The organism is Maricaulis maris (assembly GCF_003634045.1).
GTDB classification, from domain to species: domain Bacteria; phylum Pseudomonadota; class Alphaproteobacteria; order Caulobacterales; family Maricaulaceae; genus Maricaulis; species Maricaulis maris.
In genome coordinates, this window is sequence record NZ_RBIM01000004.1 from 54,965 (window position 1) to 75,110 (window position 20,146).

Sequence of the window (20,146 nt, forward strand, 5' to 3'; positions counted from 1 at the left end):
CGTGACCGCAAGAAGGACTGAGTGAGATGACGGCCCTGCCCGCCACCGAAATCGACGACACGGCGACCGCCGCCGCTGCCGCCCGCCCCGCCCCTCGACAGACCGGGGCGCACGCGGTCGTGCGCACGCTGGAAGCCCTGGGTGTCACCCGCGTTTTCGGCTATCCGGGCGGGGCCATCATGCCGGTCTATGACGCGCTGACCGGCTCGTCCCTGCAGCATATCCTGGTCCGCCATGAGCAGGCCGCCGCCTTTGCCGCCGACGCCCAAGCGCGGTTGACCGGCAAGGCCGGCGTCTGCCTGGCGACCTCCGGCCCAGGGGCCACCAACCTGTTGACCGGCATTGCCAATGCCTATCTGGACAGCGTCCCGATGATCATCCTGACCGGCCAGGTCCCGTCAGGGTTGATGGGCACGGATGCCTTCCAGGAAGTCGATGTCTTCGGCATGTCGATGCCGGTCGTCAAACACTCGATCATCATCCGCGACCCGATGCGGATTCCGGAAATGATCGCCGAAGCCTTCGCGATCGCGGAGGGTGGCCGCCCCGGCCCCGTCCTGATCGACCTGCCGAAGGATGTCCTACAAGCCGAGGCGTACCCCACCCTACCCCCAGAGCCTCGGCCTGAGGCCGGGCCGTCGCAGCCGCCTGAATCAGACCTGGCAGCCGCGACGGCCCTGCTGGCCCAATCCAAACGCCCCGTCTTCTATATCGGCGGCGGCGTCACACTTGGCGGCGCGGTCGAGGCCGTGCGTGACTTCATGGCCCGCACCGGAATCCCGACGGTCGCGACGCTGAAGGGGCTGGGCTGTCCTGATCCGGACAGCGAGACCTTTCTGGGCATGTTGGGCATGCATGGCGGCCGCGCCGCCAATGTCGCCGTCGATGAGAGCGATTTGCTGATCTGCTGCGGCGCCCGTTTCGACGATCGGGCGACCGGTCGGCTGGACAGTTTCGCGCCGGGTGCCCGCATCATCCATATTGATGGCGATGCCGCCGAGATCGACAAGTTGCGCCGGGCCGAGATCGGTCTGGCCGGCGACATCACCGCCATCCTGGCCGGCATCACCAATGACTGGTTGGACATCGCCGAATGGCGTGATGCCTGTGTCGATCGCAAACATCGCCACGCCTTTCGCTATGACGCGCCCGGATCCGGCGTCTACGCCCCGGCCATGCTGAAACAATTATCGGAGGCGGCCGGTGACGATTTCATCGCCGCCTGCGATGTCGGCCAGCACCAGATGTGGGTCGCCCAGCATTGCCGTTTCTCGCGCCCGGAACATCATCTGACCTCGGCCGGTCTGGGTGCCATGGGCTATGGCCTGCCAGCCGGGATCGGGGCTGCCATGACGCGGCCCGACGCCAAGGTCGTCACCATCACCGGCGACGGCTCGATCATGATGAATATCCAGGAGCTGGCGACCGCCCGTCGCTATGGCGTGCCGGTCAAGATCCTGCTGCTGGACAATGCCTCGCTGGGCCTGGTCCGGCAGTGGCAGGAATATTTCTTCGACCAGAATTTCTCCGAGATCGACCTCTACGACAATCCCGATTTCGCGGAAGTGGCCCATGCCTTCGGTATCGAGGCCTTCACCGTTCACAGCCGCGAGGAAGTTCCCGCGGCCATCGACCGCCTGCTCAACGCCCGCGGCCCGATCCTCGCGCATGTCCTGATCGACCCGCGTGAGAATGTCTGGCCGCTGGTGCCGCCGGGCGCGTCCAATGCCGACATGATGGAGGACTGATCATGCGCACCTCTCTTCGTATTGAACTCGCTGACGCCGAAGGCGCCTTGATGCGGCTTATCGGTCTTGTGGAACGCCGCGGCTTCACCATCGCCACACTCGACAAGGACGCGGCCAGCAATGGTCAGTCGACTGTCACCATGACGCTCGATGCCCGTGACGGCGCCCGCAACATGGACGTGCTGGCGCGCCAGGTCGCGCGCCTGCTCGACGTGCGCGGCGTCTTCACCCGTGACAACCACCCCCAGATTGCACCGGAGATCGCAGCCCAGGCGGCTGGCGGTCCGGACCGATGGAGACAAGCATGTCCGCCCCGACACTGAGACCCGTAAACAGCCCGCAGCCGGACCGGTTGCAAATCTTCGACACCACGCTGCGCGATGGCGAACAGGCGCCCGGCTTCTCGATGAATCCGGCGGAAAAACTGGAGATCGCCCGCCTGCTCGAAGCCATGCGCGTCGACACGATCGAGGCCGGCTTTGCCGCCGCTTCACCGGGCGACAGCGAAGCCATCCGCCTGATTGCCTCGGAAATCCGCAATTCGACCCTGTGCTCGCTGGCCCGTGCCACCGAGAAAGATATCGATGCAGCGGCCATCGCGCTGGAACCGGCTCGCCGCAAGCGCTTGCACATCTTCCTGGCCACCAGCCCGATCCACCGTGAAGCCAAGCTGCGCATGTCGCGACGCGAAGTGCTGCAGACCATCGAGCGCTGCCTCAAGCACGCCGCCGGAACCTTCGACGAGATTGAGTTTTCCGCCGAGGACGCGCTGCGCACGGAGCCTGACTTCCTGGTCGAGGCGATGAGCTGCGCCGCGGCCCATGGCGCCGACGTGCTGAATGTACCGGACACGGTCGGCTATTCCGAGCCGGACGAGATCCGCGCCGTGTTCGAACGCCTGATCGCCAAGGTCGAACGGCCCGAGCACGTGATCTTCTCGGCCCATTGCCACAATGATCTCGGCCTCGCCGTCTCCAACTCGCTGGCCGCCGTCAAGGGCGGCGCCCGCCAGGTCGAGTGCGCCATCAACGGCATCGGCGAGCGGGCCGGCAATTGCTCGCTGGAAGAGATCGTCATGGCGCTGCAGGTGCGGGCCGACATCTTCCCGGCCATCAGCCATGTCGATGCCACCAGGATCTGGGCCGCCAGCCAGCGCCTGTCGCGGGTGACTGGTGCCCCCGTGGCGCCGAACAAGGCGATTGTCGGCAAGAATGCCTTTGCCCACGAGGCCGGCATCCACCAACACGGCATGATCTCGGATCGCCGCACCTATGAAATCATGACCCCGGAAAGCGTCGGCGCGCCCGGCTCGGCCCTGGTGCTGGGCAAGCATTCCGGCAAGCACGCTTTGGTCCAGCGCCTGGCCAAGCTGGGTTATCAGCCCGACCCGGACAAGCTGAACCAGGTCTTCAAGGACTTCAAACATCTCGCCGACGAGCTGGGCGAGGTCAACGATGCCGACCTGGTCGCCATGATGGAGGGCTTTTCGCCCAGCGGCTCACGCTGGACCGTTCTGCGCACCGAGCTGCGCACCACGGCCGGCCGCCAGCCGAAACAGTTTGCCCGGGTAGAGCTGGAACATCCCGACCGGGGTCGTGTCTCCGACATTGCCTCCGGCGACGGCCCGATGGCGGCGGCCTTCGCGGCGGTGCAACGCATCACCGGCACTGACGCGACCGTGATCGGATTGGAAACGCGGATGCGTTCGACCACCACTGGCCGTGAATTTGTTGCCGATATCAGCGTCGACATCGCCGGCGAGACCTTCTCCGGCCGTGCCCGCGGCCCTGATGTCGTTACCGCAGCGATCGACTCGTTGCTCTTCACCCTCGATCGCGGCGAGGCCTATGGCCGGGCCGACATGACCCAAAAACAACCGGCCGCGGCCGTCTGACAGGACTTGAAACAATGGCTATCCAGGAAACCGACTTCATCTGGCGCAATGGCGAACTGATCGACTGGCACGAAGCCCAGACCCATATTCTCTCGCACGCCTTGCATTACGGCTCCTCGGTGTTCGAGGGAATCCGCTGCTACAACACGCCAACCGGCCCGCAGATCTTCCGGCTGACCGACCATGTCCGGCGCCTGTTCAACAGCGCCAAGGTCTATCACATGCCGATCAATCACACCGAGGAAGAGGTCGAAGCGGCCTGCCGCATGGTGATCCGCGCCAATCATCTCAAGGACGCCTATATCCGCCCGGTCGCCTTTTTCGGCTATGGCGGGATCGGCGTGCTGCCGGGCGCAGATACGAAGCCGGAAATCTGCGTCGCGGCCTTCCCCTGGGGCGCTTATCTGGGCGAGGAAGCCCTGACCAAGGGCGTCGATTGCTGCATCTCCTCATGGAGCCGCCCGGCCCCCAACACCATCCCGACCGGCGCCAAGGCCGGCGGCAATTATCTCTCCTCCATGCTGATCAGCCATGAAGCCCATTCGCGCGGTTTCGACGAAGGCATCGGGCTGGACGTCAACGGGCTGGTCTCCGAAGGCGCTGGCGAGAATATCTTCGTGGTCTCCGACGGGGTCATCCGCACCCCGCCGAGCTCGGCCTCCATCCTGTCGGGCCTGACCCGCGACAGCGTCATCAAGCTGGCTGAGGCGGAAGGCTTTGACGTGCGCGAGCAGACCCTGTCGCGCGAGAGCCTGTATTTCGCCGACGAGATCTTCTTCACCGGTACGGCGGCCGAGATCACCCCGGTCCGCTCCGTCGACGGACATGTCGTGCGCGCCGGTGGCCGCGGCCCGATTGCGGAGCTGATGCAGGAGCGCTTCTTCGGCCTGTTCTCGGGCAAGACGCCGGACCGCCATGGCTGGCTGCAGCCGGTCCAGGACAATGCGATGGAGGTCCAGCATGTCGCCTGAGACTGAGCGCGCGGATCAAGCCCCGCGCTCGCTGTTCGACAAGGTCTGGGAGGCTCACCAGGTTCGCGCCGAAACGGACGAGACACCGGGCCTGCTCTATATCGACCTGCACCTGGTGCACGAGGTCACCTCGCCGCAGGCCTTCTCCGTGCTCGATGAGCGCGGCCTGGCCGTGCGCCGTCCCGACCGCACCCTGGCGACGATCGACCATTCGACACCGACGCTGGATTTCGCGCCCGGCGACACGCCGCCCTATGCGACAGCGGCGGCGCAAAGCCAGGTCGAGCGGCTGCAGGACAATACGAAAAAGCATGGCATCACCCTGCATGGCTGGGGCAGCGGCCATCGCGGCGTCGTGCATGTGATCGGCCCGGAACTGGGCGCGACCCAGCCCGGCATGACAATTGTCTGCGGCGACAGCCATACCGCTACCCATGGCGCGTTCGGGGCGCTGGCCTTCGGCATCGGCACGACCGAGGTCGGTCATGTCCTGGCGTCGCAATGCCTGTTGCAACGCAAACCGAAATCGATGCGGGTCACCGTCGATGGTGAGGTCGCGAAGGGTATTTCCGCCAAGGACATCATCCTCGCTGTGATCGCGGAGATCGGTGTCGATGGCGGCACGGGCTGCGTGATCGAATATGCCGGCAGCGCCATCGAAGCGCTCGACATGGAAGGCAGGATGACGGTCTGCAACATGTCGATCGAAGCCGGTGCCCGGGCCGGCATGATTGCTCCGGACGCAACGACATTTGACTGGCTGGAGGGCCGGGAGCACTGCCCGTCCGGCGCCGACTGGGACCAAGCCGTCGCACGCTGGAGCGCGCTGCGCAGCGATCCCGGCGCCCGGTTCGACCACGAAGTCATGATCGACGCCGCCAATATCCGCCCCATGGTCACCTGGGGCACGGCGCCGGATACCGGCATTGCCGTCAACACGCCCATCCCGCAGCCGCGCAGCGCCTCGCACCGGAAAGCCCTCTCCTATATGGGCCTGGAAGCCGGCATGCCGGTCGCCGGCGCCAAGGTCGATCAGGTCTTCATCGGGTCGTGCACCAATTCGCGCATCACCGATCTGCGCGAGGCGGCGACCATCATGAGCGGACGGCGGGTGGCCGAGGGCGTCCGCGCTCTCATTGTCCCCGGCTCGGTCGCGGTCCGGGCCCAGGCGGAAGCGGAAGGTCTCGACCGGATATTCCTCGAGGCCGGGGCCGAGTGGCGGCAGCCCGGTTGCTCCATGTGCATCGCGATGAATGGCGATCGCGGCGAGCCGGGCCAGCTGGTCGTCTCAACCTCGAACCGCAATTTTGAAGGCCGCCAGGGACCGGGCGTGCGCACCGTGCTGGCCAGTCCGGCCACGGCTGCGGCGGCGGCCATTGCCGGTCATGTCATCGACCCGGCCGAGCTGATGGAGCCCGCCCATGCCTGATCAAATCGACGATATCCGCCAGATCGACAGCCGCACTTTCGTGATCGACCAGGAAGACATCGACACCGACCAGATCATCCCGGCCCGCTTCCTGACCACCACCAGCCGCGACGGTCTGGGCAAGCTGGCCTTTCACGACTGGCGTTATGATGGCGAGGGCAAGCCGCTGGACACGGTCTCGCTGAACAGTCTCGACACGGCAGAGTGCCGGGTTCTGGTCGCCGGTCGCAATTTCGGCTGCGGCTCGTCGCGCGAACATGCGCCCTGGGCGCTGCATGATTTCGGCTTCCGCGCCGTCATCTCCAGCGAATTTGCCGACATTTTCCGCTCCAACTCGGCCCGCAACGGACTTCTCCCGATCGTGGCGCCCGAGGCGGCGCACAACTGGCTGCTCGCCAATCCGGGTGTCTCGATCAAGGTCGACCTCGCCAGCCAGCATGTCGATCTGGGCAATGGTCCCAGTTTCGACTTCGCCATAGAACCCTTTGCCAAACACTGCCTGATGGAGGGCACCGATCCGCTCGGCTTCCTGATGAGCCATGCCGATGCGATCGACGCATATGAGGCCGACCACGCATGACCTACCGCATCACACTTTTGCCCGGTGACGGGATCGGACCGGAAATCACCGCTGTCGCCCGCGCCGTGCTGGAGCATGTCGCGGCCCTTGAGGGCTTTGGCGTCAGCTTCGAGACGTGCGCCTTTGGCGGCGCCTCGATCGATGAATTCGGCGAACCGCTGACCGCGGCCACGCTGACGACCTGCCGGGCCTCGGATGCGATCTTCCTCGGCGCGGTCGGCGGACCAAAATGGGACCGCGCCGATATCCGCCCGGAAGCCGGCCTGCTGGCCCTGCGCAAGGCGCTCGGCGTCTATGCCAATCTGCGCCCGGCCGCCGTTCACCCGGCCCTGGCCGGCAAATCACCCCTGCGAGCGGACCTGGTGGCCGGCACCGATGTGCTGATCGTGCGCGAGCTGACCGGCGGGATTTATTTCGGGACGCGCGAGCGCAGTGCCGACAGCGCCAGCGACACTTGCACCTATTCGCGCGGCGAGATCGAACGGGTCGCCCGCATCGCCTTCCAGCAGGCCCGCCTGCGGCGCGGCAAGCTGACCTCGGTCGACAAGGCCAATGTGCTGGAAACCAGCCGTCTGTGGCGCGAAACCGTCTCCGAAATGGGCGCCCGCGACTTCCCCGATATCGAACTCGACCACATGTATGTCGACGCCGCCGCCATGCACATGCTGCGCGCCCCGGCGAGCTTTGACGTCATCGTCACCGAGAACATGTTCGGCGATATCCTCTCCGACGAAGCCTCCATGCTGCCCGGCTCGATCGGCCTTCTGGGCTCAGCCTCGCTGGGCGACCAGAAGCCGGGCCTCTTCGAACCCATCCACGGCTCGGCCCCCGACATTGCCGGCCAAGACAAGGCCAACCCGTTCGGCGCCATCGAAGCGGTGGCGCAATTGCTGGAAAGCCTGGACGAGACGGGGGCGGCGAGACGGATCCGGGATGCTGTTGATGCCATGCATCAGGCTGGCGAATGGACGGGGGATCTGGGTGGTTCGTTGAGCTGTTCGCTGGCGGGGGTGAAGCTGGTGGAGCATTTGGAGGCGGAGGCTGTGGCGGCGGAGTAGGTGGTGCCCTCACGGCCGTTGCTACAGAACTAGAGCGGCTTCCATGTCAGTCGTTGCCAAACATCGCCGCAGGATCACCAAAAATGTCTCCGCGTACCGGCCTAAGCGTTATGATTGGGACGCCCGTATCGAACCCCCACGCCAACGCATTCCGAGCTAATGCCGACGTCAAACTTTCGTGGCATCGGCCGCTTGAAATAAGCACTTCCGGCAACAGTTCGAGAATTTGAGAGTTTATTTGGCCCAACGATAGGGCAAGACGGTGCACGTCTGGATTTGCTTCCGTTGACCAAGCAATATCCCCAGTAATGCCTTTGCCAGCTTGCACACGTAGGGGAGAAACCCTCAACTGCTCAACAGCGAGGTCAAACTTTTCGCGATCTGCCTCAAATTTCTTTAGGGCGTCTTCAAGCAATAGCGTCTGCTCAACGAACGCAGAAATGTTCGCCAGACAATCATGTTCGTTTGACTGAATGAGCAATGCAAAACAGCAGGCCGGCAATTCTCCGGGCGAATGGCTTCCGGTTATCCTTGATCGGACGAATGACCACCTATTCTGATGAGCAAGTTCTTCTAGAGCCAGACGGTTCCCCAAGACCACATGTGATGCGTTGCTAGACAAATAGTTGTTCGCTGCCAGAAAAGTGCTTATCAGCTGCGCGGCCTGCTCGTGGGACTGATCTCGCAATTGTCGACGATGCTGTTCCTCGGCAAGCTTTCGATTCAATTTTCCTGCATACCAAGCGCCACAGAACGCAGAGAGTAGCGTTGCACTCACCGTTAAAAGAGCGAAGGCGAAGCTGACCCAATCGTGCAAAAACTCTTGAGTGGGCAATTCTGTGGCTTCAATTCCTGCGAGATCAACCAGCCTATCCAGTCCGGGAAAATTTTTCGAAACAGCCATTGCGTCGTGCCGCCTCTACCTCGTCATTCGCGCACTGATGGATTGCTAGACGCACTGGCTAGCACCTTCTCGTTCGCCGTATCGCCTCAGCTGCGCCGCCTACGGCTAGGGCACCAATTTTTACGAAACTTCTCAGAACCGTAGTTAAAATGAGTTGTTCACGATTCCGGCAAATTCTCCAAAAAGAACCGGATCGTGTTTTCGCCCATGACCTGGCGGATTTCGCTTTCGCTCAACCCGGCATCCAGCAGGCGGTCGGTTAGGACGGCGTATTCGGAGGCGTCGAAGGTGGTGGTGACGGTGCCGTCATAGTCCGAGCCGAGGGCGACATGGTCGATGCCGACCAGCTCGATGGCGGCCAGCAGGGTTGCGGCGACGCCTTCGGGGCTGTCGTCGCAGGTCACATCGGCCCAGAAGCCGATGCCGATCAGACCGCCGCCGGCGGCAATGCGCTGCATCAGGGCGTCGGGGATGTTGCGTTTGACCTCGCAATGGCCGTGCACGCCGGTATGGGAGACCACCAGCGGGCTGTTGGTCATGGCCAGGACTTCGTCGACGACCTGCGGCGAGGAATGGGCGACATCGATGATCAGGCCGCGCTCATCCATGCGGCGGATGACATCGCGGCCGAAATCCGTCAGCCCGGCATTCGAGACACCGTGCAGCGAGCCGCCAAGCTCATTGTCGAAGAAATGCTGCAGGCCGAGCATGCGATAGCCGGCCTCCCACAGCACGTCGATATTGCCGAGATCACCCTCGAGCGGATGGGCGCCTTCGGTCTCCAGCAGGCCGGCCAGCGCGGTCGGATCGGTTTCGCGGGCGGCGAGGACGGCCTCGAGATCGGCCCGGGTCCGCACCACGGTGAAACTGTCATCGCGGTCGGCCAGGCGGTTGAGGCGGTCGGCATGGTAGACGGCGCGTTCCAGGATCGAGGTCCAGGTCCGGACCGGCCAGCGCTGGACGATGGCCAGGGCGGTGATGTCGTCACTGTCGGCGGTATTGCTGTCATAATTCTGGCCGGACGGGGTCTTGGTGACGCTGGCGAAGACCTGCAGCGCCACACCGCCGGCGCGCAGGCGCGGCAGGTCGGTATGACCGCGATCATTCCAGCGCGTCGGGTCGCGCATCCATAACAGCATGTCGGAGTGAAGGTCGGCGACGCGCAGCGTTTCGTGCAGGGCCTCGGCCTCACCGCTCAGCTCATAGGGGTCGTGGGCGGTGACGACATTCATGCCATCATCAATGCGCGCCGGGACGATGCCGAAGACCGTGATCGCGGCGCCGAGGATGACCACCAGGATGATGCCGAAGAAGATACGCATGATGACCCCGCCCGATTTTGAGGCTCAAAGCCATAGACCGGAACGGCGCACGAAAAAAGGGCGGCCGCTTGCCAGCGACCGCCCCTGTCTCAAAACCGCGAAGACCTATTCGCTGTAAAGCTCCGAGATCGACAGCGTGGCCTGGGCATTATCGCCCTGGCTGTAGGAGCCGATCCAGATGTCATAGGTGCCCGACTGGGCGTTGTTGAAGGTCAGCGCCGGATTGAGGCCGGCATTGCCGCCATCATCATCGCAATGCCAGTTCCCGTTGGGATCATTGACCAAAATCGTCGTGTCAGAGCTGGAAGCCGCCGACAGGATCAGGGGCAGCGAGCCGGCTGTGAAGCTGAGCTCGAAATCCGGGGCCGCCGAGACCCAGCCACGGCAACCCGTGCGCACCGAGTCGGCGCGATAGGTGCCACCGGAGATGATGTTGACGCGATAGGGGTCCGGCGTGAAACCGCCGCGCAGACTGGCCGAGCCGAAATTGGACTGCAGCGACCAGTCAATTCCGCCCATATTGCCCTGTGAAGGCTGGCCACCGGCCATGCCGAGTTCGGACACGGACAGCGTTGCCTGGGCATAATCACCTTCGGAATAAGACCCGACCCAGATGTCATAGCGGCCCGATTGCGGATTGTTGAAGGTCAGGCTCGGATTGAGGCCTTCACCGCTGTCATCATCGCAGTACCAATTGCCATAGGGGCCATTGACCACAAGCGTGGTGTCGGAGCTCGACACCGAACCGATGGTCAGATCGAACATGTTGCCGGCCTGGTAATAGACCGAATAGTCCGGCGCATTGGCGATCCAGCCACGGCAGGAGCTGGAGATGTTGCTGGCCCGCAATTGGCCACCCGATGTGAGCGTCACATTGTACGGGTCCGGCGTGAAACCGGCGCTCAGATTGACGGAGCCGAAACTCGGCGGAGCCGACGTGTCCTGAGCAATGGCGGCTCCGGCCAGCAGCACAGATGCCACCACACTCGTGAAAATTTGGGTTTTCATCATGATCCCCTTCCCCCCAGACAGCGCGAAACGCCCCTGCGTTTCGATCCCACCCCTGGTCTGGTGCAGATTAGGGGCATTTTCGACTGAACCAAAGCTGAACGCGAGAATATTCGAATCTACGGGAAACTTGCCCGCGTCGCGGGCAGGCTGCCGCCCATCAACGCGATCTGCGACAGCAATGCCGGAATGACGAACGGGCGGCGCTAGGCAGGTTCAATCAGGATGGTCGCTTCCACCAGGTTGCCGGCGCCGTGATAGGTCAGCGAGGAGAAGGACAGGTCCCGGGCCATGGCAATACCGCGGCCACGATAGCCATCGCCCGGCGCGCTGCTCGTGAGATAACGCGCATGATCAAAGCCGGCGCCCTCATCCTGAACCGTGAGAGATATGATGCGCTCGCTGCGCTGAAAGGTGACGTTGACCACACGGTCAGCGAAAGCAGGATCGTTGAGCCGTTTTTCGATTTCCTCGCGCCAACGCCCGGACATCAGGAGTTCCTGCTTCGTCGCAGCATCGATTTCGAGATTGCCATGCTCAACGGCATTGATCAGCAATTCCTGAAGCCCGATCGCAACCAGGTCGGCATTGGGACAGGCCAGCGCCAGCATGGTGGCCAGATTGCGTGCCTCATCGAGCGTGCGCAGCACGAACTGGCCGGTGATGATGGTGCCGATCGCCGACTTGCGCCGGGCGACATCGGCTTTCAGGGTCATTACCTGGTCGTGGAAATCCTTGGCCGCGCGCAGGACAGACTTCACCGACTCGATGCCGACATCCGCCGCGAGCACGAAATCGGCCCGCACGTCAGCCGACGGGTCGGCGGTGATCAGGATCGATTGCAGGACACCGGCCGCGTGTGCACTCGCCGTTTCAATGTCGGCATGATGCGCATCATCGACGATGACCAGGCCGATCGTCGCCCCCTCCGGCAAGACATCCACCGTGGTCACAGAGTCCCGAAAGCGCTCGGCAAAACTGACCAAAACTGCCGCTGCCATTTGCGGGTCGGCCAAACGAACCCAGATGCCGTCTTCGACGGCACCGGCGTGGGCGGCATCAGACGTCACCCGTGACCTCCAGCAGCATGAGCGTCAGATCGTCCCGGCGCTGCGCCATCTCGTCGGCAAAGACCCGGTTTATCAGCGCCTGGTGAAAATCGGCGCCGGTGGCAGATGTGAGCACTTCACGCGCCAGCGCCGCCATGTCGTGCGGCTCCAGCGACTCTTCGGGCACGTCGAAATTCTCGTACAGGGCATCGCTGTAAAGCAGGACATGATCACCGACAGCCAGTCGCGCCGAATGGGTATCGTAGGTCACGCCTTCCCGGCAGCCCAGGATAAGTCCCGACCCATCAAGCGGCCGCCACTCGCCGCCCGCCTCCAGAAGGATCGGAGGCGGCGCGCCAGCAGCGGCGTAATCCAACCGTCCGCCGGCGACATCAACCACGCCATAGAAGGCCGTCGCGAAATGCCCGATCGACAGCATCTGGCAGAGATCATCATTCAATGCCGCCAGCCACTTGCCCGGATCACCCCGGTCGCGACGCCGCGCCTCGGCCAGCATGTGAACGCGAAAGGCGTTGATCGCGGCAGCGACGCCATGGCCGGACAGGTCAACCATGAACAGGCCGAACCGGCTCGCATCGATCTCGAACACCTGCCACAAATCGCCGCCGAGCTGGTTGGACGCCTGATAGAAAGTGGTCAACGCCGCGCCGCGCGGCTGGGCGATGGCGGCGACATCGGCGTCGGACTTGAGCAAGGAGACCTGCATCGACTCGGCGGCCCGGAGTTCATCCTCCATCCGCCGCTGATAGGTCTGCAGGCTGTCGATCATCCGCCGCCGCTCGAGATGAAGGCGGACGCGCGACACCAGCTCATGGGCGTGAATCGGCTTGGAAACGATATCCGAGGCACCGGCATCAAAGGCTGAGGCCCGCTGGTCGGCATCCTGCAGGCCGGACTGGATCAGGATCGGGATGTTGAGGCCCAGACGGCCCCGTGCCTGGCGGCAGACCTCGAACCCGTCCATGCGCGGCATCACGATATCGAGGAGGATCATGTCGACCGGTTCGCTTTCAAGGCGCTCGACCGCCTCGATGCCATCGCTGGCAAACAGGAGATTGGTGAAGCCGGCCGCATTGAGCACCGAACCGATCAGAAGGCGGGACGAGCGAAGATCATCGACGACCAGGATCACCGCGTCATCATCGACGCAGCGGCTGGTGGAAGATTGCGGATCGCCTCCCATCGCGTCGTCAATCAACCGGGATCAGCTGGTCGATCTTCGAGAGTTCGATCACCTTGGCGACATGCCCGGTCACACCCGACAGACGCAGCGACTTGCCGCATCGCCCCGCCTTGTCATTGGCCAACAACAACATGCCGATCCCGGCCGAGTCGATCATCCGTGTGGTCGCCAGCGACAGTTCGACGGTCGCCGGTGCGCAATCGGCGATTTCGGCCACGACCTGACGGAATTTCTCATGATCATCAAAGGTGAGCACGCCCGAGATCGAAACAAGGAAACGATCTCCGCGGGTTTCACAACGATAGTCCATGGCATTCTCCCAATCTGTCATGTGCGCAGCCTGGCAGACAACCAGCTGCGGCCAGCCTCAAGACGCAGCTTCCAGACGCACAATTGACCGGTCGAGGATGGCGGCGAGATCGGAACCCGGATCAGACCCGTCGCGCTCAAGCTGACCGGCGATCACGCTGAGCTGCACCAGTCCGATATTGGCAGCCGCCCCTTTGAGAGCGTGCGCATGCGCGCGCGCCTGGTCGAAATCGGCACCGGCATGAGCCTGCTTGTACGCCTCGGCGAGAGACCGCAGATCGGTCACGAACTGATCCCGCATGCCCGAAAAGGCATCATGCCCGACAGCATCGATCAGGCCCTGGATGATCGTTGGGTCCACTTCCGGATGGTCTTGCCAATTGCTCAAATCAGGTCTCCGTCACTGCAGGCCAAGCCTCGTGCCATGGCATGGCAGACAATTGTCCACCGGTTTGCCGCCGGCACGAAGCCACCGTTGCAGCTTGGCCGCTGTCGACCGGTTTGTGAAGCTAGCGGGCAGGTCCGGTCGACGAGTCACGGATCACGATTTCGGACCGGATTTCACACCGGGCGACGGCATTCTCATCGCCATTGAGATGACTGGCCAACAGCTCGACGGCGGCACTCGACATGTCGGAAATCGGTTGCCGGACCGTGGTCAGTTGCGGCCAGATCGCGGTCGCGGTCTGGGTGTCGTCAAAGCCGACCACGGTCAGGTCATGCGGCACGTCCAGCGCATGCTTGTGTGCCAGCGCAATCACCGCCACGGCCATGTCGTCATTCGAGGCAAAAATAGCGGTCGGGCGCTGTTCGAGTGACAGCAGCACATCGGCCGCCTCAAGACCGGACTTGTAGGTAAACGCCCCGGCGGCGATCAACGCCGGATCACTTTCGATCCCGTGCGCCGCCAGGCCTTCAAGGAAGCCGGCATGACGTTCACGGCTGGCACCGTGCTCGGTCGGTCCGAGAATGAAACCGATCCGCGTATGGCCAAGGCCGATCAGATATTCGGTCATCCGGCGCGCTGCTGCCCGGTCATCTGTCAGGATACAGGGCGCCCGGTCTATGTCTGTATCGGGCGCGATGCGGACATAGGGGATGCCGGCCGCGGCAACGGCGTCAAGAACGTCAGGATGATCACAGACCGGCGGCGGCATGATCACACCGTCGAAATTGGAAGTCCGCAGCATGTCAGCGATCTGGCTGGTCCAGTCCTCGTCTGCGGCACCGCAACTCTCCAGCACCAGATGATAGCCCGAGGAGCGGCAGCGATTGAGGGCGCCGATCAGCAATTCGCTGATATAGCCAGCGCTGGGATTGTCATACAGCAAGCCGATGAAATAGGCGTTGGCGCGCGCCAGATTGCGGGCAGACAGATTGGGACGGTAGTTCAGCTCGAGAATGGCCGACTGGACCCGTTCGCGCGTTGCCGGGCGGACATTGGGCTCAGCGTTCAGCACGCGTGACACCGTCATCGCCGAGACGCCAGCGGCGTTGGCCACGTCCTTGATCGTCGCTCCGGACTGCTTGTTCGCCCGCGTCTTCACACTCATGCTGACCGTCACCCCGGCACCTGACGAAATCACGTGATCCGTGATGGTAGCGCAAACGCATGGCGCCCGCACCCGCCTTCGTCACTCGTGCAAAAGCCCAGGCGGGCCGCGCCTCGCCGGATCAGAGTCCGGTAAAGACCTGAAATGCCCGCAAAAGCGGATTGGCAAATCGCAACTTGCCGTGTGTCAGAGCCAGACAAACGCAGACGCCGGACGGATCGATGCGGATATCGTGCTCGATATCGGGATGCGCCTCTTCAACATCGCCGCGACGATATTCCTGGTCCCCATCCCAGAAACTGCCTTTCAGCACCAGGGTGAGTTCGGATCCGTTGTGACCGTGGTGCGGGATCGCGACGCCAGGTTCGGCCCTGAGCAGCCACAAATTCGTGTCACCCTCGCCCCGCCACAGGATCGCCTTGCGAAGTCCGGGACCGAGAAACTCCCATTTCACACGCACGCCGGTTTCGGAGAGATAGGCCTTCAGGGCCTCCGGAACGTCAACACCGTCGAGCTCCCCGGGCAACTCAAATGCTGGCGTATCGGCGGGAACGACATCGTCCGCCTCGGCCAGGGCCAGCAAATCATCGGCATTGAAGGACAGGGCTTGTCCGGCCGGCAGACGCTCCAGCAGCGCGCCGCCAATGCGGTCCAGACCGGCAACGCGTTCACTGGCGTCTTCATTGAGTTCAACGTGCGAACGGACGAGCACTGCCTCGGCCTCGCTCGCCAGCGAACCGGCTGCGAAATCAAGATACCAGGCATCGTCAAGCACGTGACCGCGCTGGGTCATTGCAAGTCTCCAAGGGTGGTTTTCAGCTTGCTCATGGCCAGCCGTATACGGGATTTGACGGTTCCGAGCGGCACATTCAGCCGCTCGGAGATTTCACTGTGGGAAAGGCCTTCATTGAAGGCCATCGCGACAACCTCGCGCTGGTCCGCTGAGAGACTTTCGAGCGCCGCACCGACCGTCTCGGCAGACTCGGCCTGTTCAAACAGAAGGTCCGCCGCCGGCATCGGGACCGGCTGCAGCGACGGGTCGGTTTCGTCCATTTTGCTGGCGCGCTGAGCCTTGCGGAATTGGTCGATGTGCTGGTTGCGCGCGATCGTGTAAATCCATGTCGAGGCAGCGGCCTTGGCCGGGTCATAACTCGCCGCACGCCGCCAGACGGCCAGCATCACGTCCTGGGTCAGATCGTCCGCCTGCGCCGGAGCCAGTCTCCGTTGCAACAGGAAGGCCCGGATACGCGGCGCAAAATGATCAAACACGACGCGAAACGCAGCCCGGTCGTGTGTCTGACCCACCCGCACCAAAAGGGCTGACATTTCCCGGGCCGCATCCGAAAGGGTCGGCCTGTCCGTCATGTCCGTCATGCGCCCCTTTCCCGGGTCGACGGCCCGGCTCCGGGCCGGACGAATGGATATCTCGGCCGCAGCGTACATGCTTCGCCCTACGATGACAGCCGCGAAGCGGATCACTCGAGCGACCGCATTTTACATGGATTGCGATGTGATCCGCGGACCGGTGCGCTGCGTAGCCCTCAACACCAACCCGGCCACCAGCTCGAATGCGAGACAGCGCATGTCCCATCAAATCCCCCGCCGCATCGCCGTCATCGGATCCGGCATCTCCGGTCTTGCCGCCGCCTGGCGCCTGTCGCAAACGCAGGCGGTGACACTCTTCGAAGCGGCTGACCGGCTGGGTGGGCACGCCAATACTGCGCAGATCGAGATCGGGGAGCGGGCCTTCGGGGTCGACACCGGCTTCATCGTCTATAATCCGCGCAACTACCCGAATTTTGTCGGCCTGCTTGATGAACTTGGGGTCGAAACCGCCGAGAGCGACATGTCCTTTGCCGCATCCATCGGCAATGGCGGGTTCGAGTATTCGTCCAACCCGTCGGGCCTGTTTGCCCAGCGCCGCAACGTGCTGCGCCCGCGCATGTGGCGGATGATCGCCGATATCCTGCGCCTGAACCGTCACGCCCGCGACAGGGCACGCACGGCAAGCGCCCTCACCCTCGACGACTTCCTGAAGCAGAAAGGTTATTCGCGCGCTTTCCGCGAAGATCACATCCTGCCGATGTGTGCGGCGATCTGGTCGTCGCCGGTCGACCAGATGCGCGGCTTCCCGGCCGACGCCTTCTTCCGCTTCTTCCTCAATCACGGGCTGCTGCAGCTGACCGACCGCCCGCAATGGCGGACCATCACCGGTGGCAGCCAAGCCTATGTCAACGCGCTTGCCGGTGCGATCAAAGGCGAGATCGCGCTGTCGACACCGGTCCATGCCGTCCGGCGCAATGCCGAGGGTGTGACGCTGACCCTGGGCGATGGCGCCACCGCAGACTTCGACGCCGTGGTCTTTGCCTGCCATTCCGACCAGGCGCTGGCCCTGCTCGCCGATGCCGACCGGCAGGAAACCAGCCTGCTCTCGGCCATCCGCTATCGTCCCAACACGGCAGTGCTGCACACGGATACCCGACTGATGCCGGCACGCCGATCCGCCTGGGCGAGCTGGAACTATCTCGAGCGCAGCCGGGGCGATACCCGGGAAATTTCCCTGACCTACTGGATGAACCGGCTGCAGCCCCTGCCGGTTTCAAGCCCGGTCCTGGTGACCTTGAACCCGCAGACCGAGCCCGATCCGGCGCGTGTCCTGCGCACCGATCACTACGATCATCCGGCGTTCGACCAAGCCGCGATTGCCGCCCAAAGCGCAATCGGTGCGATCCAGGGACGCGGCGGCGTCTGGTATAGCGGCGCTTGGCTCGGATCCGGTTTCCATGAGGACGGGCTGCAGTCCGGCCTGCTGGTTGCCGAAGCGCTGGGCGCGCCGCTGCGTCCATGGTCACACCCGGACATGAACGCCCGCATCGCCTGGCCCGGACACTTGGCCGACACGCGGGTCGACATGCCGACCGACACCGAAGCGGACACGGCGGCGGACACGCTCGCCATCGCCGCCGAATGAGGGCTCTGCCTGCCTCCCTCGCGATTGGTCAGGTCGGCCATACGCGCCATCGGCCGCGCCATCACAGCCTGCGCTATCGCATGGCGTCGGTACTGGTGGATATCGACGGCCCCGACACGCCGGCCTCACGCAATGTCGTGTTCGGTTTCAACAGGCCCGCCCTGGTCAGCCTGTTCACACGCGATTTCGGGCGTCCCGACATGACAGTGCGCGCCTGGGTCGAGGCACGCCTGCGCGCGGTCGGTCTCGAAAGCGAGCTGGGCCGTATCCAGCTGCTCGCCGCCCCCCGCATTCTTGGCCTCGCCTTCAACCCGGTCTCGGTCTTCTTCGCCTTCCGGCCCGACGGTTCGCTGGCCGGGCTGGTCTTCGAGGTCAGCAATTTCCACAGCGGTCGCGGCGCCTACGCCGTAAACCTGCCGCGGGACCACGACCCGGACGAAGCCGTGCGTTTCGTGGCGGACAAGCGCTTCTTCGTCTCGCCCTTCAATCCGGTGGCCGGCGAATACATATTCCGGCTGGCGCGCCACGGCGCGACCTATCAGCTCGGCATCCAGCTGGTGCGTGACGGACAACGCATCCTCAGCGCCGTGCACACTGCCACCTTGAAGCCGCTCACCCCGTCAGCGCTTGGCGCCGCAGCCTGGCTCGTCGGGGGCAATACGGCACGCATCTTTTTTGCTATCCTGTGGGAGGCGCTGAAACTGCGCCTGAAGGGGTTGGCGACCTTTGCCCCCCGCCGCGGAACCATTGACACAACGCCCGGGAGGCATTGATGGACGCGTACAGCAACAAATCCCAGGCGCGGAGCCTCAGGCCGTCGCGCCTGCAAGCCTTCGCCGCCCGCCGGATTTCGCAGGCCCTCGCCGGACTGACCTCATGCCGGCTGCGGGTCGAGCTGCCCGGAGGCTATCGTTTTACCGTCGGACCGGAACAATCCGAACTCAGCGCCGACTGGACCATCCACAAATGGAACGCCCTGTTGCGGATCGCGGCGAGCGGTACGCTCGGCTTTTCCGAGGGCTTCGTGAATGCCGAGTGGGACACCGCCGACCTGCCGGTCCTGCTGACCGCGCTTGCCCGCGAACTCGACCAGGTCTCGGCGGCGCGTGGGCGCGGAGGGCCAAGCCGCATTCTGGGCCGGGTCCAGCACTGGCTGAACGGCAACACCCGGCGCGGCAGTCGTCGCAACATCTCTTTCCACTACGACCTCGGCAATGACTTCTATCGCCAATGGCTCGATGACAGCATGACCTATTCCTCGGCGGTCTTTGCCAATGACGATGAAAGCCTGGCCGACGCCCAGGCGCGCAAATATCGCCGCATCTGTGACAGCCTCAAACTCAAACCCGGCGATCGGGTGCTTGAGATTGGTTACGGCTGGGGCGGGTTCGCCGAGGTCGCGATCCGCGACTATGGCTGCCATGTCACCGGGGTAACCCTGTCCCAGGAACAGCTCGACTTTGCCCGCGCGCGCCTCGATGCGGCCGGACTGGCTGACAGGGCCGATCTTCGCCTGCAGGACTATCGCGATGTCGATGAGCGCTTCGACGCCATCGCCTCCATCGAGATGTTCGAGGCGGTCGGCGAGGCCCATTGGCCAGTATATTTCCAGCGCCTGCATCATTGCCTGAAGCCCGGCGGGAAGGCGGCCCTCCAGATCATCACCATCCGGGAACTCGATTTCGCCGACTACCGGACCTCGGCGGATTTCATCCAGAAATATGTCTTCCCGGGCGGGATGCTGCCGCCGGTCCCCCTTCTCGCAGAACTCGCCCGCGAGGCCGAGCTGGTGCCGCAGGCACAGACCATGTTCGGCGACAGCTATGCCCGCACCCTGTCAGCCTGGCATCGCAGCTACCGGGCGAGCTGGCCCGATATTGAAGCGATGGGCTTTGACGCCCGGTTTGACCGAATCTGGCGCTTTTACCTTGCCTATTGCGAGGCCGGCTTCCGCACAGGGCGGATCGATGTCGGGCAATTTGTCTACGCCAAACCGTTGGCAGCAACGCTCCAGGACACGCTCACAGGCTGCACACCTGCATGAAATATGACGCAACTTGCGTTTGACAACTGCAATTTGCCCCAAATTCCGTCGCTTTGCTGACGAGGCCTTTACGAGTTTCCGGCACGCTTTCCCGTCCAAGAC

At 63.7% G+C, this 20,146-nt stretch carries 20 protein-coding genes; 10 read left to right on the plus strand and 10 right to left on the minus strand.

The window, feature by feature from the left end:
* Positions 1 to 26: 26 nt before the first annotated feature.
* From ilvG to leuB, 7 genes are read left to right on the plus strand one after another with little or no spacing between them, the layout of a single operon-like run.
* Positions 27 to 1,748 carry an acetolactate synthase 2 catalytic subunit gene (gene ilvG / locus C7435_RS08900; RefSeq protein ID WP_199288363.1) on the plus strand — a complete coding sequence of 574 codons (1,722 nt, stop codon included), beginning with the start codon at positions 27 to 29 and terminating at the stop codon, positions 1,746 to 1,748.
* 2 nt (positions 1,749 to 1,750) lie between these two features.
* Positions 1,751 to 2,071: an ACT domain-containing protein gene (locus C7435_RS08905; RefSeq protein ID WP_075188447.1), complete on the plus strand. Its 321-nt coding sequence runs from the start codon at positions 1,751 to 1,753 to the stop codon at positions 2,069 to 2,071.
* On the plus strand, positions 2,053 to 3,642 hold the full coding sequence (locus tag C7435_RS08910; protein ID WP_121211402.1) for a 2-isopropylmalate synthase: 1,590 nt from the start codon (positions 2,053 to 2,055) through the stop codon (positions 3,640 to 3,642). Before C7435_RS08905 ends, C7435_RS08910 begins: the two co-directional genes overlap by 19 nt.
* A gap of 14 nt (positions 3,643 to 3,656) precedes the next feature.
* A complete protein-coding gene (locus tag C7435_RS08915; protein WP_121211000.1) occupies positions 3,657 to 4,613 on the plus strand; it encodes a branched-chain amino acid transaminase in 957 nt (318 codons plus the stop codon).
* Positions 4,603 to 6,042 (plus strand): 3-isopropylmalate dehydratase large subunit, encoded by a 1,440-nt coding sequence (leuC, locus tag C7435_RS08920; protein WP_121211002.1) that lies wholly within the window; start codon positions 4,603 to 4,605, stop codon positions 6,040 to 6,042. Before C7435_RS08915 ends, leuC begins: the two co-directional genes overlap by 11 nt.
* Complete coding sequence (gene leuD / locus C7435_RS08925) at positions 6,035 to 6,622, plus strand: 3-isopropylmalate dehydratase small subunit (protein WP_121211004.1); 588 nt, start codon at positions 6,035 to 6,037, stop codon at positions 6,620 to 6,622. The genes leuC and leuD overlap by 8 nt, the downstream gene beginning before the upstream one ends.
* Positions 6,619 to 7,680 (plus strand): 3-isopropylmalate dehydrogenase, encoded by a 1,062-nt coding sequence (gene leuB, locus C7435_RS08930; protein WP_121211005.1) that lies wholly within the window; start codon positions 6,619 to 6,621, stop codon positions 7,678 to 7,680. Before leuD ends, leuB begins: the two co-directional genes overlap by 4 nt.
* Before the next feature lie 46 nt (positions 7,681 to 7,726).
* On the opposite strand, the gene C7435_RS16965 is transcribed toward leuB, so the two are convergent.
* The 10 genes from C7435_RS16965 to C7435_RS08980 all read right to left on the minus strand — a co-directional run bounded on the left by C7435_RS16965 (position 7,727) and on the right by C7435_RS08980 (position 16,403).
* Positions 7,727 to 8,584 (minus strand): hypothetical protein, encoded by an 858-nt coding sequence (locus C7435_RS16965; protein WP_147422666.1) that lies wholly within the window; start codon positions 8,582 to 8,584, stop codon positions 7,727 to 7,729.
* Between the two features lie 158 nt (positions 8,585 to 8,742).
* Positions 8,743 to 9,906: a dipeptidase gene (locus tag C7435_RS08940; RefSeq protein WP_121211008.1), complete on the minus strand. Its 1,164-nt coding sequence runs from the start codon at positions 9,904 to 9,906 to the stop codon at positions 8,743 to 8,745.
* A 105-nt stretch (positions 9,907 to 10,011) separates the two neighbouring features.
* Positions 10,012 to 10,914, minus strand: coding sequence for a hypothetical protein (locus C7435_RS08945; RefSeq protein ID WP_233350725.1), 903 nt, complete (start codon positions 10,912 to 10,914; stop codon positions 10,012 to 10,014).
* A 206-nt stretch (positions 10,915 to 11,120) separates the two neighbouring features.
* Positions 11,121 to 11,984 carry an ATP-binding protein gene (locus C7435_RS08950; RefSeq protein WP_233350726.1) on the minus strand — a complete coding sequence of 288 codons (864 nt, stop codon included), beginning with the start codon at positions 11,982 to 11,984 and terminating at the stop codon, positions 11,121 to 11,123.
* On the minus strand, positions 11,974 to 13,167 hold the full coding sequence (locus C7435_RS08955) for a PP2C family protein-serine/threonine phosphatase (RefSeq protein WP_170150413.1): 1,194 nt from the start codon (positions 13,165 to 13,167) through the stop codon (positions 11,974 to 11,976). The genes C7435_RS08950 and C7435_RS08955 overlap by 11 nt, the downstream gene beginning before the upstream one ends.
* Positions 13,168 to 13,174: 7 nt before the next feature.
* Entirely contained in the window at positions 13,175 to 13,477 is a 303-nt protein-coding gene (locus C7435_RS08960) for an STAS domain-containing protein (protein WP_075188439.1), read from the minus strand.
* 57 nt (positions 13,478 to 13,534) lie between these two features.
* A complete protein-coding gene (locus tag C7435_RS08965; protein WP_075188438.1) occupies positions 13,535 to 13,864 on the minus strand; it encodes an Hpt domain-containing protein in 330 nt (109 codons plus the stop codon).
* Between the two features lie 121 nt (positions 13,865 to 13,985).
* On the minus strand, positions 13,986 to 15,029 hold the full coding sequence (locus tag C7435_RS08970; RefSeq protein ID WP_121211013.1) for a LacI family DNA-binding transcriptional regulator: 1,044 nt from the start codon (positions 15,027 to 15,029) through the stop codon (positions 13,986 to 13,988).
* A gap of 121 nt (positions 15,030 to 15,150) precedes the next feature.
* Positions 15,151 to 15,822: a ChrR family anti-sigma-E factor gene (locus C7435_RS08975; protein ID WP_121211015.1), complete on the minus strand. Its 672-nt coding sequence runs from the start codon at positions 15,820 to 15,822 to the stop codon at positions 15,151 to 15,153.
* The gene (locus tag C7435_RS08980; RefSeq protein ID WP_170150414.1) at positions 15,819 to 16,403 is read right to left on the minus strand and encodes a sigma-70 family RNA polymerase sigma factor; all 585 of its coding nucleotides are present in this window, start codon (positions 16,401 to 16,403) and stop codon (positions 15,819 to 15,821) included. The genes C7435_RS08975 and C7435_RS08980 overlap by 4 nt, the downstream gene beginning before the upstream one ends.
* 208 nt (positions 16,404 to 16,611) lie before the next feature.
* Here C7435_RS08980 and C7435_RS08985 point away from each other — a divergent pair, with 208 nt between their 5' ends.
* The 3 genes from C7435_RS08985 to C7435_RS08995 are packed head-to-tail and all read left to right on the plus strand — an operon-like array spanning position 16,612 to position 20,044.
* Complete coding sequence (locus tag C7435_RS08985; protein WP_121211406.1) at positions 16,612 to 18,000, plus strand: NAD(P)/FAD-dependent oxidoreductase; 1,389 nt, start codon at positions 16,612 to 16,614, stop codon at positions 17,998 to 18,000.
* Positions 17,997 to 18,773, plus strand: a complete 777-nt coding sequence (locus C7435_RS08990) for a DUF1365 domain-containing protein (RefSeq protein WP_170150415.1) — start codon at positions 17,997 to 17,999, stop codon at positions 18,771 to 18,773. Before C7435_RS08985 ends, C7435_RS08990 begins: the two co-directional genes overlap by 4 nt.
* Positions 18,773 to 20,044, plus strand: coding sequence for an SAM-dependent methyltransferase (locus tag C7435_RS08995; RefSeq protein ID WP_121211018.1), 1,272 nt, complete (start codon positions 18,773 to 18,775; stop codon positions 20,042 to 20,044). The genes C7435_RS08990 and C7435_RS08995 overlap by 1 nt, the downstream gene beginning before the upstream one ends.
* Positions 20,045 to 20,146: the final 102 nt, after the last annotated feature.